The organism is Cytobacillus sp. Bac17, from assembly GCF_024519925.1.
In the GTDB taxonomy this organism is placed as follows: domain Bacteria; phylum Bacillota; class Bacilli; order Bacillales; family Cytobacillaceae; genus Cytobacillus; species Cytobacillus pseudoceanisediminis.
Genome location: NZ_JALJRC010000015.1, coordinates 92,279 through 105,538, shown reverse-complemented (window position 1 = coordinate 105,538; position 13,260 = coordinate 92,279). Strand labels below are relative to the sequence as shown.

Below are 13,260 nucleotides of genomic sequence, written 5' to 3'. Positions count from 1 at the left end.
TTTACTTATTTACTCAATTTTTACAAATATCAGATTGTATACCAAAAAGAAGAGTGATTTACTAGAATGGTAGTGTCATGTAAACGTTTAAAATAAGGAAATAGGAGTGGATTACATGATTGGAAAGCAGCGGAAAAAGTTGCTTAGTTTTATTAGTGTCTTTGCTTTGATTCTTAGTCTTTTTAGTCCTTTTGCCACGGCAAGTGCAGAAGAAGTGAAGTCTGTGGCAGAAGCTATTGCGAATAATAACGGAGTTGCCACAGTCGAAGGTTATATTGTAGGAGTTACAAAGAGTACTTCAAGCTATAGCCATAGCGGTCCGTTTACAATGGCAACCAATATTGCCATGGCAGACTCACCCGATGAAAGAGATCCCGGTAAAATACTGCCGGTTCAGCTTCCGAGCGGGTATGTGAGATCAGGATTAAACCTGGTGGACAACCCTGATAATCTTGGAAAGAAAGTTCAAATTACCGGTTCACTGGAAGCCTACTTTAGTGTTCCAGGATTAAAGAACTCATCGGCTTATTCTTGGGTGGAAGAAACAGACCCAACAAAAGTTTCAGCTGTAACAGCTTCCCCTGAAGCAGGTCCAGTTAAGCAGGGAACAGGTATTGTTTTATCGACAGAAACGGAAGGAGCAGTCATTCATTACACGGTGGATGGATCAGAGCCAACTTCTCAAAGTGATACATATACTGATCCGATTGTCATTAATGAAAGAACAACCATTAAAGCCTTTGCTGTTAAAGAAGGCTTAACAGACAGCAGAGTAGCTGAATTTACTTATACGCCTGCATTAGGCGGACTTCGCATTCATGATATTCAAGGTGCAGGGCATTATTCAGAATATGCCAACCAATATGCTGCGGATGTGGAAGGCATCGTCACAAAAGTGGCAGATGCAAACAATTTCTATATGCAGGACCTGCAGCCTGACCAGGATCCTAATACTTCTGAAGGAATTCTCGTTTACAAGAAAAATCACGGAGCACAAGCGGGCGATGTGGTTACAGTAACAGGACAGATTAAAGAATGGGTACTTGACGGCTATGCTGAAAAACTGGAGACAGATTTGCCTGTAACCGAAATTAATGCTTCAGCAATTAATAAAATAGCGTCAGGCCAGGAGCTTCCGGCTCCAGTCATTCTCAGTAAAGAAAACCTGCCAACTGAAGTGATCGATAATGACAGCTTTGGTGAGTTTGATCCGGAGCAGGATGGAATCGATTTTTATGAAAGCCTGGAAGGCATGCTTGTTCAGGTGGACAACCCTAAAGTAGTTGCGCCTCAAAAATACGGTGAGCTTGTGGTTGTTCCAGGAGATGTTGAAACAAACACGGCGGCAGGCGGACTGCGCATTTCAGAAAATGATTATAATCCTGAGAGAATCACATTGGATATTAACGATGAAGATTTTGTTGCCAAAATGGGCGACAGCTTTAAAGGCAGCGTCCAGGGTGTCGTCAGCTACGGATTCAGCAACTATAAAGTATTAAGTGATGCAGATTCATTGCCGGAATTTGAGGAAGGCCCTGCGGCAAGAGAAGAAACAAGTCTTATCCCTGAAGAAGATCAATTAACCATCGCGTCTTATAATGTTGAAAACTTCTCAACAAAAACGGATGCGGAAAAGGTTACGAGATTAGCAGAAGCAATCGTTAAAAATATGAAGCACCCGGATATCATTGGTCTGACAGAGGTTCAGGATAATGACGGACCAACAGATAGCGGCACAACAGAAGCCGATCTAAGTGCAGCATTATTAATTGAAAAAATAAAAGAACTGGGCGGTCCAGCTTACACATACACAGATATCGCTCCAGAAGATAAACAGGATGGCGGCCAGCCGGGAGGAAACATCCGTGTCGGCTTCCTTTATAACGCTGAAAGGGTAACATTATCGGAAGGCGAAAAAGGGTCAGCAACGGATGCGGTTGATTTTGAAGACGGCAAATTAACGCTAAACCCAGGACGCATTGATCCCGCCAATGAAGCATTTGAAGATAGCCGCAAAGCATTGGCGGCCCAGTTCGAATTCAAGGGCGAAAGCGTTATTGTCGTAGCTAACCATTTTAACTCGAAAGGCGGGGATCTTCCGTTATTCGGCAAAGTGCAGCCTCCCGTCTTAAACAGTGAAATTCAGCGCATGAAAATCGCTAACGTGGTTAACGGTTTCGTAAGGGATGTAAAAGCAGAAGACCCTAATGCCAATATCGTCCTGCTTGGCGACTTTAATGATTTTGAATTCTCCAATCCTTTAAAGGCATTAAAGGGCGATGAATTAACCAACATGATTGAAAAGGTTCGGGCAGAAGAACGCTATACGTACAACTACCAGGGAAATGCACAGGTGCTGGATCATATTTTAGTATCCAACAACCTTGCCAAGAAAACAGAGGTTGATATTCTTCATATTAACTCTGGCTTCATGGAAGAACACGGCCGTGCAAGTGACCATGACCCTGTCATGATTCAGACAAGCTTAAAGCCGGCAGTTAAACCGGAAGAGCCTAAATATGATCATGTTTTTAATCTAGTAAACTACCACGCGAAGAAATTCGTTGTTGGACCACATAATGCCTTGGTGATTATGGATGGAACATCCAGCCTCTCGCAAGGATTGTGGCTGAAGAAATCCGCCGCGGTTAAAGGCGAAGGCCTGAGAAATACAAAAGTGGTTATCAGCTCTGCCAACAAAGGAGCAATTGTCGATTTAACAGGATCAGATATAAAGGAAGTCATGGTCGAAAGCAGCAAAGTTGTGGAAATCCGCGGTGCCGAAAATGTCCAAAAATGGACACTTGGGAAAAAAGCGGATACGTCTCATATTATTTTCAAAGATTCGGAGGGGGAAGAAATAGATTCTCCGTATGAGGAAGAGGAAGCAGCATAGCAGTTGAAGCCGGAGTTTAATACTCCGGCTTTCAATCTCTCACTTTATAAAACAAATCAACTTCTGAAAGGAGCAGTATTCATGAAATTGCCTATTAAAGTATTATCAGTTTTAACCTTATCATCAGCATTAACCATCTCTACAGCCGTTCCGGCAGGCCTGGTTTCAGCAAATGAATCATCAGCTGCAGATTTTACACTTTCCTTAATGCATACCAATGACTCACATGCCAATATGGACAGCGCCGCTAAAAAAGTGACAGCTGTAAAGGAAGTAAGAGAAGCAAATCCGGACGCCTTGCTTGTTGATGCAGGAGATGTTTTTTCCGGAACATTATATTTTAATAAATTCCTTGGACAAGCTGACCTGGAATTCATGAATCTGATGGGCTATGATATTATGACTTTCGGAAATCATGAGTTCGACTTGGGTTCAAGTGCAGAAGGGCATAAAGCACTGGCTGACTTTGTAAAAGGTGCACAATTCCCATTTGTCAGTTCGAACGTAGATTTTTCTAAGGATGCAAACCTGCAGGGATTATTCAGTGATGTGATATCAAGCGAACCTGCTAATGGAAAAATATATAATGGCATCATCAAAGAAGTTAATGGAGAAAAAGTAGGATTTTTTGGTTTGACTACAGCTGAGACGGCGAGTATTTCCAGTCCTGGTGATGTTACATTCGAGGACTATATCGAAGAAGCAGAAAAAGCAGTAAAAGCTTTCGAGGGTATGGGAATCAATAAAATTGTGGCTGTAACTCATATTGGTTATGATGATAATCCGAATGTGGATAATGATTTAACTTTGGCTGCTCAGGTAGATGGGATTGATGTGATTGTGGGAGGACACAGCCATACGCAATTAAATGAGCCAGTGGTTGTGGCAGCTGATGAAACAGGAGCAGCAAAGGACCCTACTGTCATTGTTCAAGCCGGCCAGTACAATAATTATCTCGGAACACTGGATGTACAATTTGATGAGGCAGGAACAGTAATTGGGCAAGCTGGTAAGCTTGTTAAAATATCGGATAAAGCAGAGGATCCTGAAGCTGCAGTGCTTCTTGAAAAATACTCCTCACAAATACAGGAATTAAAGAACACTGAAATTGGCGCAGAAACGGTGACTGCACTCGAGAATCCGCGGACAAGCGGAGATAGCACAGGACCAAGTGTACGGAAAAATGAAACAGCGCTAGGCAACCTAATTACAGACGGCATGCTTGCAAAAGCCAAGCAGTATAACAGCAATGTCATCATGGCTCTTCAAAATGGAGGCGGTATTCGTGCAGGGATTGACGCAGGACCAATCACTGTTGGAGAAGTGATAACTGTTCTCCCATTTGGCAACACATTAGCAACTATGGAGCTGACGGGAGCTGAACTAAAAGAGGCTTTTGAAATCAGTATGGGTCAGTATCCGGCAGAAAACGGCGGCTTCCTGCATGTGTCCGGTGCAAAAGTAGAATTTGACTCCACAAAGCCTGCCGATGAGCGAATCGTTTCGATCGCTTATAAAAATGATCAGGGCACATACACAGAAATCCAGGATAATCAAACATACACAATCGCTACCAATGCTTTCACAGCCAAAGGCGGAGATGGTTATACAGTTTTCGCAAAAGCATACCAGGAGGGACGGGTAACAGATCTTGGACTTTCCGACTGGGAAAACTTTGCGGAACACCTATCCAGCCTGGGTACTATCACACCAGCAGTGGAGGGCAGAATTGTAGATGTTGACAGTCTGCCGCCAGTAACAGAGCTGGATTTTGAAAAGAAATATAATCTTACTGATGATAAAAAGAAGAAGCTAGTAGTGAACAAGGTTTCTTTTATTAATGTAGAAGAATCCGCAGAAATCAAAAACGGCATCTGGCTCAAAAACTCTGCTGTATTGCAGGGCAAAGGACTTAAGAACGTGAGTGTCCGTGTAACACCAAAGAAAGAGCCGATCATCGTAGACTTTAGCGGTGCAGAAGTGAAGGAATTAGTTGTTGAGCAAAGTGAATTGGTAGAACTTAGAGGTATAGAAAATATTCAGAAGCTTATCGTACAGAACTAGTAATAAATTTACCCGATCTAACATTAGATCGGGTTTTTTTGTCTAAAAGAAGCTTTTCTACATTATTTTTTTCTTGAAATAAAATACAAAATCAGTACAAAAATAAACAAAACAATACCTACAATACCAGTGATAGATTCATTTGGCGCAGTAAAATTTGTAATTGTTAAGATTAATAAACACAAAGCGCCAATTAATGGAAGTCTCTCTTTCAACAATTATTTCACCCCCCTTTTTAAAACTTCATTTAATTTACATAAATGGGTTTTTTAGTATTTTTGTTTAGTTCTTTAACTACAGGACTAGCTTTAGCCGAGGAACCTGCCATTACAGAAGAAGAGGTAGCTATTGATAATGAAATGTTTGAACAAACTGAATTAATCCTGGGTGCAATAGAAAAGATTCCTAATGGAATAGTTAAGCAAGGTCCACAAAAAACAGCACAATGGTTAGAAAATAAGACTGGCTTATACGTCACGGTGGATTCTGAGGAAAATCTTTTTTTTAGTGAGACAGCTCCACCTGAAGAAGGTACAATTCAGGCATTAAGTGTTTCTGGCTGTGTTGCCGCTGTAGGTATTGCACTGGTCAGCAACGGACTGCCATTCTCGAAAATATTAAAAGTGAAGGATGCAATTAAGGCTCTTGGAGGAGTCACAAAGGCTGTTTCTAAAATTAAGAGCTATTATGATAAGTATCGCTACAATGGATTTTCAAGAAGTGATTCTATTAGAAAGGCCTTAAATAGTGCTTCTGATGGTTTAGCAGCTAGTACAAAATCTGCCTTACTGGACTTTTTTAACCTTACAAATGTGGTTGCAAACTGTTTTTAAAAAAGTAAATGATGTTGGAAGACTTAAACTTTAATAGGAAACCGCCGTTTTTTTCCATCGGCGGTTTTTTTAAATGAAAAAAAGACACCTGCTTAAGGTGCCTAATAAAATCTCTTAAATCCATCAAAATGTTTCTTATAATAAGAATTCTCCAGACTTGTAACTTCAACCCCATTGGAACTGGCATGAATAAACTGATTGTTCCCTATATAAAAGCCCATATGTGAAATGCCAGGTCTGTATGTATTCTCAAAAAATACTAAATCACCGGGCTGAGGCTGATTAATATAATACGAGCGGCTGTAGTAGCCGTCGGTTGAATACCTTCCCAGGGCGGATCCGGTTTTATTTAGTACATAATAGATAAATCCGCTGCAGTCAAACCCATCAGGTGCAGTGCCTGCCCACTTGTACGGGACGCCGATATATTTTTGAGCTTCAGCCAGAACAGTAGACGCAGAACTATTTCCTTCATTTACTTCTTCTGCAGGTTTTTCTGTTGACGGCTTCTGGCCTGCCTTGATTAATGTGAGCTTTTGCCCTATAAAAATCAGGTCAGAACTGAGTTTGTTCCATTCTTTAATCTGCTGGACAGTTATATTATTCCTGCTGGCGATTAGACTCAGCGTATCACCTTTAACGACGGTATAATTGCCAGAACTCCCAGAAGGAGCTGAGGCTGGCGGAGGTGCAGGGTCCGCAGAATGCTCCTTATCATTATTGCCTGAAGCTGTTTTTGAAACCCTCAAGACCTGTCCAGGGTGAATAATATGGTGAGTAAGCTGATTCCAGCTCATTAAATCTCTTAAACTGATCTTATGATTCAGGGCAATTTTAGACAAAGAATCGCCTGATTTGACAGTATATGTATTGACTGCACTGGGATTAGCTGGAGCCGGGGCTGGCGGTTTAACAGATGGAGCACTATTTGCTGTGCCAGGCACTTGGAGTGATTGATTAATATAAATGGAATCTGAACTTAATTTGTTAATAGATTTAAGCTCTGTCACAGTGGTTTTGTATTTTATGGCTAACTGGTATAAAGTATCTCCCTTCTTCACCACATGGGTATCAGCCGAAGCCTTAGCTGCAAAACCAGAAGAAAGCATAGCCGCGGCTGCTATTGTGACAATCTGTTTTTTCACTTTTCCGATCCACTCCTGTCGACATATTTTAAATAATTTTACCATAATTATCGTCCAAAAGGATTATATTTTTACATTCTTATACAATATATTCGTAAAAACCGATGACTGTCGACCTATGTCGATGCGAATGCAGTCAACAGTTGAGAGCTGATGTCGAAATACCGGTAAATATGTATAAAAATAGAAACAAATAGTATTTAAAGTACTAATTTGCTGAAAATTCATTATTTATATTAGTTAGTTAAAGAAAGAATGTGATATAGTAAATTTAGTAACAGGTCATACAATTTAGTCATAAATACTATCATTTGTAATGGAGGTCTGTACTTGTTAACAAATCATCTCGATTTTCGTCTGGAGCCTAAGGTAAGGGAATTGTATGACGAGCATAAAAAACGTGCTGAAAAAATAGACTGGGGCTATCACGAATTTCTCCCATGGGATAAAGCGCAGGATTTCCGACGCGTTCCCTGGGATGAGAGTCAGGTGACACTTCCGGAGTCCGTCATTACGGCTGTGGAGACAGCTCTATTAACAGAAGTGAATCTCCCATGGTTCACCTCTTATTTGGACCAGACATTTAAAGGTTCATTGAGTGTCATAAAGGAATTTGTGCATACATGGACAGCGGAAGAGGATCAGCACTCCAATCTGCTTGAAACCTATCTATTAATCACGCGCAATGTCCATCCGGGCAGGCTTCACCAGCTTCATAAGCAAACAGTGGAAAATGGCTGGAATCCTGATTTCCATACGCCATTTGAAACGATGGTTTATACCTCCATGCAGGAGCTGGCCACCATGGTGTTTTACTATAATGTGGCGAAGGTGGCAGGGCCTCATGATAAGGAATTATCCAGCTTGCTGAGGCGATTGGCTAAAGATGAGACCCTTCATTATGCTTTTTACAGGGACGTTATTAAATATCACCTGCAATTGGAACCTAATTATTGCTACTATCTGGGGAACGTCATCATGAACTTTAAAATGCCAGGTGCAGTCATGCCGGACTTTGAGGATCGGATGGCTATCATCGCAAAAGAGGCCAATTATGGCCCGCTTGAATATTTTGATCAGGTCCTGGATGTCATTATAGAGTATTGGGAAATTGAGAAGCTGAGGCCGATTGCACCTGAAGCTGAGAAAGCAAGACTTGATATCCTGAACTATCATGCTCGCTTAAAAAGGGTGAGAGATCGGTTTTACAGCAAGAAATAATTTGTAGAACCGGCGGGGCTGGTTCTTTTTTTGTTTGAAAAGAACCGAATTGTGAACGCTACAAATTGAGTTTTCCAATCTGCAAATAGAAGGCAAATCTTGCAAATAAAGTATTCAATTCTGCAAATAGAATAACAGTCTTGCAAATAAAGAGCAAAAACCTGCAAATAGTACCCTATTTCCAACAAAAAGCTCCTCACCGATAGTTTTGCATTCCTATGAACCGGGAAATTACCTCAATAAAACAAACTGGAGGTAATCATTATGCTGCAATTCATAGAATCCCGTTCTCCTTCTACCATCGCCCTCGCCTTTAATGGCAATGCAACCAAGGAAGATGCTGAAAAACTGGATCAATACGTGAGAGAAAATTTTAAAGATGACCAGAAGTTCAATATTCTGGCCATTATGACTGATGTAGACGGGACCACTTTCCAAGGTGCCACGGAAGGAATGGAATTTGATATAAAAAGGTGGAAACAGTTTAATAAATTTGCTGTGGTCAGTGATAAAGACTGGATAGGCACTGTATCAAAGCTCACGAACTACCTGCCTGGGATCAAGGTCGAATATTTTGAAGGCCATCAGCTGGAGGAAGCCTGGTTGTGGATCAAAGAATAGCTTCAAGTATAACCCGAAAATTTTCTTATTTCATAATAATGCGTCCCACAGCGATTTGAATAAATTGTAAATTTAGAGAGCTGCCGTAATTTATCCGGCAGCTCTGTTTTTTTTTAATGTTGTTGTAATGATCAACTTCTTACTTACCTCTGTAACCCTCTTATAGCTCGATCGGCTGGAGATCTATTACTATTTTCATATTCGCAGTGAAAAGGATTGCTTCTTTTTACTTATTTTTCCTTTTGATAAAGGGTGAATAGTTAATAAGGTAGAATAAAGCCAAATGTACATATTTTCTATAAATTCAGAATAATGTGATTAACAACGAAAAGGGGGAATATTACGCGGATAAAATTCACTTTGTTTATAGGAATTGATGGGTTTAGGATTATTTTAAGGCTGTAATAACTTTTGTAAGAAAAAACTTTAGGAGGCATAGGCATGCTCAATCGAAAAACTTTGTATATTTTTGTTTTATTGTTAGCCATGTTTATTCCCAGTCTTTCTTTTGCCGATAATATTACAACGCCAAAATCGAGCAACAGCCAGATTATCCATCAAAGCTTTAGTTCAGAAACCTTGGGGCGGGATTATAATTACAATATCTATTTGCCAGTTGAATATAAAAATTCAGGTGAAGAATATCCTGTTCTGTATCTTCTCCATGGATCTGGGGGAAACGAATATGATTGGGTACAAAACGGGAATGTAAAGAAAACAGCTGATAAATTGATTTCGAAAGGAGTCATACCTCCATCGATTATTGTCATGCCGGGCAGCAAAAGCTGGTGGGTTGATGGCAACAATGAAGCTGCAGAAACTGCATTCATGAATGACTTGATCCCTCATATTGATGAAACCTGGAGAACGATTGAGGAAAAAGAAGGCCGGTTGGTTGCGGGTCTATCAGCCGGAGGTTATGGAACGGTTAACTTTGTTTTAAAATATCCTGAAAGGTTTGCTGCAGGAGCAGCTTTAAGCCCTGCGGTTTATGTACCTGAGCCTCCAAGCCATTCATCAGGAAGAACGCACCCCACCTTCCAAAAGGATGGTCAGTTTGACTCTGAGAAATGGGCTGAATTGAACTATACACAATATATCGATGCCTACAAGCAAAAGGGTATAAAGGTTCCTTTATACATCAACTCCGGAGACCATGATACATTTGATATCGCTTACCATGCTGCTGTTCTTTACCAGAATCTAAGAGAGCACCAGCCTGAGCTGGTTGAGTTTAGAGTGGTAGATGGCGACCATGAATGGAAGGTATGGAAAGAAACCTTGCCTGATGCGATGGAGTACATGTATCAATTTATAGAAAAGTAATAAAAATAATGATAACAGTGTCACCCCCTTTGTTAATTATCCATTTATTTATAATTGACACCTGTCTATATTTCTGAAATAATAATAGACAATTAAATACTGGTACCTTTAAATCAGTCCCGTGAGGCTGACAAGGACAGCGGAAGTATGATGCCAATGGGTGAGGTGCAGCCTGCCCATGGGTTCTTCATGCAGGAAAAAGGCTTCTTGTCGGAAAACGGCGAGAAGCCTTTTTCTTTTTCCATCCACTACTATCGAAAATCCTTCGGTACCAGTCCAAAAAAATGAATGGAGGAATTGGTATGAAAAAAATAGATTTGGATTTTTCGTTAGAGGCGGTACCCCAGGGGCATCGCAACGGTTTTTGGAAAATGCTTGTGGTGATGCTCGGTCTGACCTTCTTCTCAGCCAGCATGTGGTCAGGCGGAACGCTTGGAACAGGATTAACGTTCATTCAATTTATAGGAATCGTTCTGGCAGGCAACTTGATTTTAGGTGCATATACAGGAGCCCTTGCTTATATTGCCGCAAAGACAGGCTTATCAACGCACCTGCTTACCCGCTATGCCTTCGGTGAAAAAGGATCTTACCTATCATCCTTTTTGCTGGCTGCGACTCAGGTTGGGTGGTTTGGCGTTGGGGTAGCGATGTTTGCGCTGCCGGTTCAGAAAGTAACGGGAATTGATGCGTACCTCCTGATTGCAGCAGCAGGTCTGCTGATGACAGGCACAGCCTTCTTCGGCATGAAGGCACTGGCAATCCTGAGCTTCGTAGCTGTCCCTTTAATCACTATTCTAGGAAGCTTCTCGGTTTTTAAAGCGACAGAAACAGCAGGCGGCCTGGAGGGGCTTATGCAATATCAGCCAACAGAGGCCATTAGTCTGGCAGCAGCTTTAACGATTTGCGTAGGTTCGTTTATCAGTGCAGGTACGCTGACTCCGGACTTCGCGCGATTCTCAAATACAAAACGTTCAGCAGTAGTATCAACAGTCATCGCCTTCTTCATCGGAAACTCTATCATGTTCCTCTTCGGTGCAATTGGTGCAATCGCAACAGGGCAATCTGATATTTCAGAAGTCATGTTCATCCAAAAGCTGATTTTCCCGGCGATACTGGTCCTTGGTTTAAATATCTGGACAACGAACGATAACGCTTTATATGCATCAGGCTTAGGGTTTGCGAGCATTTTGAAGATCCGAAAAGGAAAGGTTGTCATCTTCAACGGGATTATCGGAACGATTGCGGCCATGTGGCTGTACAACAACTTTGTCGGGTTCCTGACAATTCTGGGATCGACGCTGCCATCCATCGGGGCTATCATCTTAGCAGATTACTTTATCGTGAATCGCGGAGAGTATAAGAAGTTTGCAGATATGAAGTTTAAGGCTGTTAACTGGATCGCCATCCTAGCATGGGCAGCCGGCGTGGCCATTGCAAATTTTGTGCCGGGAATCCCGCCAATCAACTCGCTGTTAGGATCAGCCGTAACATTTGTCCTAGTATCAAAATTGGCTGCTGCTTTACAAGGTAAGAAGACAGTCAGGGAAGGGGAATTAAGAAGTGATTATTAAAAATGTGAAACTAAGAGGCCGTGAAGGCTTTTGGAATATAACGATTAAAGAGGGAAAGATTCATAGCTTATCACAAGGGGAAGCGGAAGCGGGCCACGAAATCCTTGATGCTGCAGGATCCCTTGCTTCGTCACCCTTCATCGAGCCCCATATTCATCTGGATACAACCCTGACAGCCGGAGAGCCGGAATGGAACCAGAGCGGAACGTTATTTGAAGGCATTCAAAGATGGGCACAAAGAAAAGAAACCCTCACACATGAAGATGTAAAAACAAGGGCAAAAACAGCATTGAAATGGCAGATCGCCCAGGGGATTCAGCATGTCCGCACTCATGTGGATGTAACAGATCCCACTCTGACTGCTTTAAAAGCCCTTTTAGAAGTTAAAGAAGAAATGTCTGACTATGTGGACCTCCAGCTTGTAGCCTTCCCGCAGGAGGGGATCAATTCTTATCCAAGCGGTGCGGAGCTCATGGAGGAAGCACTGAAAATGGGCGCAGATGTGGTAGGAGGCATTCCTCATTTCGAATTCACAAGAGAATACGGCGTTGCTTCTATGAAAACTGCCTTTGACCTTGCTGAAAAATATGACCGCCTTGTCGACATCCATTGCGATGAAATCGATGATGAGCAGTCGCGTTTTGTGGAAGTAGTGGCTGCGGAAGCCTATGAACGCGGATTGGGCAGCCGGGTAACAGCCAGCCATACAACGGCAATGGGCTCGTATAATGATGCTTATACCTACAAGCTGTTCAGACTGTTAAAGCTATCAAATATTAATTTTGTCGCCAACCCGCTCGTAAACATCCATCTACAGGGCCGCTTTGATACGTATCCGAAGCGCAGAGGGATTACAAGAGTAAAAGAACTGCTTGAAGCAGGGCTAAATGTAAGCTTCGGCCATGACGATATCTTTGATCCATGGTATCCGCTTGGCACCGGCAATATGCTGCAGGTGCTCCACATGGGGATCCATGTGTCACAGCTGATGGGCTATGAGCAAATTGTTAACTCCTTTGACCTGATTACAAATAACAGTGCCAAAACATTAAATATTGAAGATAAATATGGAATTGAAGAGGGGAAACCGGCCAACCTGATCATTCTTGATTCGGAAAATGAGTATGAAGCGATCAGGCGTCAGGCGGCTGTCAAGTATTCCATAAGAAATGGAAAAGTAATTGCTGAAACGAAACCAAGCGAGACATCTGTGATGTTTGGGGAGATAAAAGAGAAAGTAAACTTTCATAAATGATAGCTAGAAGACTGGCTCAGGCTGACTGGGTCAGTCTTTTTATGTTGTGAGGGAAATGAATATATTTTTATATTAATAGTTTTCTTTTACTATTAAATGTAAAAAAAATTATTATAAAACACAGGAATTGAATGTAAACGTTTACAAATGGATTAACAAAGGATAAATCCCGATACTATATATTTCGACTCTAAAAATATAGTAGAATATTTCGTTAATCTAAGATATACTAATTTTTATTAAAAAATATGAAAAATCAAAATATATAAAATTTAGTCAGTCATTTTTACTTTGGAAATAGCGGCATCTGATTTTCAGCTCCGCTTAC

The 13,260-nt window shown here is 41.4% G+C and carries 11 protein-coding genes; 9 read left to right on the top strand and 2 right to left on the bottom strand.

Translation table 11 applies throughout. The annotated features are described in order from the left end of the window. The first annotated feature begins 115 nt into the window (after positions 1–115). Positions 116–2,896 (top strand): DUF6359 domain-containing protein, encoded by a 2,781-nt coding sequence (locus tag NR125_RS17505; protein ID WP_256815834.1) that lies wholly within the window; start codon positions 116–118, stop codon positions 2,894–2,896. Between the two features lie 81 nt (positions 2,897–2,977). Continuing rightward, a complete protein-coding gene (locus NR125_RS17500) occupies positions 2,978–4,960 on the top strand; it encodes a bifunctional metallophosphatase/5'-nucleotidase (RefSeq protein WP_071156335.1) in 1,983 nt (660 codons plus the stop codon). 62 nt (positions 4,961–5,022) lie between these two features. On the opposite strand, the gene NR125_RS17495 is transcribed toward NR125_RS17500, so the two are convergent. After that, positions 5,023–5,178, bottom strand: a complete 156-nt coding sequence (locus tag NR125_RS17495) for a hypothetical protein (protein ID WP_009332136.1) — start codon at positions 5,176–5,178, stop codon at positions 5,023–5,025. Between the two features lie 42 nt (positions 5,179–5,220). Here NR125_RS17495 and NR125_RS17490 point away from each other — a divergent pair, with 42 nt between their 5' ends. Further along, positions 5,221–5,793 carry a hypothetical protein gene (locus tag NR125_RS17490; protein ID WP_071156313.1) on the top strand — a complete coding sequence of 191 codons (573 nt, stop codon included), beginning with the start codon at positions 5,221–5,223 and terminating at the stop codon, positions 5,791–5,793. Positions 5,794–5,894: 101 nt separating this feature from the next. On the opposite strand, the gene NR125_RS17485 is transcribed toward NR125_RS17490, so the two are convergent. Beyond that, the gene (locus NR125_RS17485) at positions 5,895–6,938 is read right to left on the bottom strand and encodes a C40 family peptidase (protein ID WP_009332134.1); all 1,044 of its coding nucleotides are present in this window, start codon (positions 6,936–6,938) and stop codon (positions 5,895–5,897) included. Positions 6,939–7,268: 330 nt separating this feature from the next. Between NR125_RS17485 and NR125_RS17480 the strand changes: the two genes are divergently transcribed. From NR125_RS17480 to NR125_RS17455, 6 genes are all read left to right on the top strand, one after another. After that, entirely contained in the window at positions 7,269–8,159 is an 891-nt protein-coding gene (locus tag NR125_RS17480) for an acyl-ACP desaturase (protein WP_009332133.1), read from the top strand. 264 nt (positions 8,160–8,423) lie between these two features. Further along, positions 8,424–8,780, top strand: coding sequence for a SpoIIAA family protein (locus NR125_RS17475; RefSeq protein ID WP_009332132.1), 357 nt, complete (start codon positions 8,424–8,426; stop codon positions 8,778–8,780). A gap of 441 nt (positions 8,781–9,221) precedes the next feature. Next, positions 9,222–10,106, top strand: coding sequence for an alpha/beta hydrolase (locus tag NR125_RS17470; RefSeq protein ID WP_071156311.1), 885 nt, complete (start codon positions 9,222–9,224; stop codon positions 10,104–10,106). A gap of 156 nt (positions 10,107–10,262) precedes the next feature. Beyond that, complete coding sequence (locus tag NR125_RS17465; protein ID WP_256815831.1) at positions 10,263–10,394, top strand: hypothetical protein; 132 nt, start codon at positions 10,263–10,265, stop codon at positions 10,392–10,394. A 14-nt stretch (positions 10,395–10,408) separates the two neighbouring features. Further along, the gene (gene codB, locus NR125_RS17460; RefSeq protein WP_009332129.1) at positions 10,409–11,677 is read left to right on the top strand and encodes a cytosine permease; all 1,269 of its coding nucleotides are present in this window, start codon (positions 10,409–10,411) and stop codon (positions 11,675–11,677) included. Then, complete coding sequence (locus NR125_RS17455; protein WP_009332126.1) at positions 11,667–12,932, top strand: cytosine deaminase; 1,266 nt, start codon at positions 11,667–11,669, stop codon at positions 12,930–12,932. The genes codB and NR125_RS17455 overlap by 11 nt, the downstream gene beginning before the upstream one ends. The last annotated feature ends 328 nt before the right edge of the window (positions 12,933–13,260 follow it).

Bases quoted from the DNA above. Each gene is read 5' to 3' on its own strand.
- NR125_RS17470 (WP_071156311.1), top strand. From the start codon at position 9,222: ATGCTCAATCGAAAAACTTTGTATATTTTTGTTTTATTGTTAGCCATG.
- NR125_RS17465 (WP_256815831.1), top strand. From the start codon at position 10,263: ATGGGTGAGGTGCAGCCTGCCCATGGGTTCTTCATGCAGGAAAAAGGC.
- NR125_RS17500 (WP_071156335.1), top strand. From the start codon at position 2,978: ATGAAATTGCCTATTAAAGTATTATCAGTTTTAACCTTATCATCAGCA.
- NR125_RS17475 (WP_009332132.1), top strand. From the start codon at position 8,424: ATGCTGCAATTCATAGAATCCCGTTCTCCTTCTACCATCGCCCTCGCC.
- NR125_RS17490 (WP_071156313.1), top strand. From the start codon at position 5,221: ATGGGTTTTTTAGTATTTTTGTTTAGTTCTTTAACTACAGGACTAGCT.
- codB (WP_009332129.1), top strand. From the start codon at position 10,409: ATGAAAAAAATAGATTTGGATTTTTCGTTAGAGGCGGTACCCCAGGGG.
- NR125_RS17505 (WP_256815834.1), top strand. From the start codon at position 116: ATGATTGGAAAGCAGCGGAAAAAGTTGCTTAGTTTTATTAGTGTCTTT.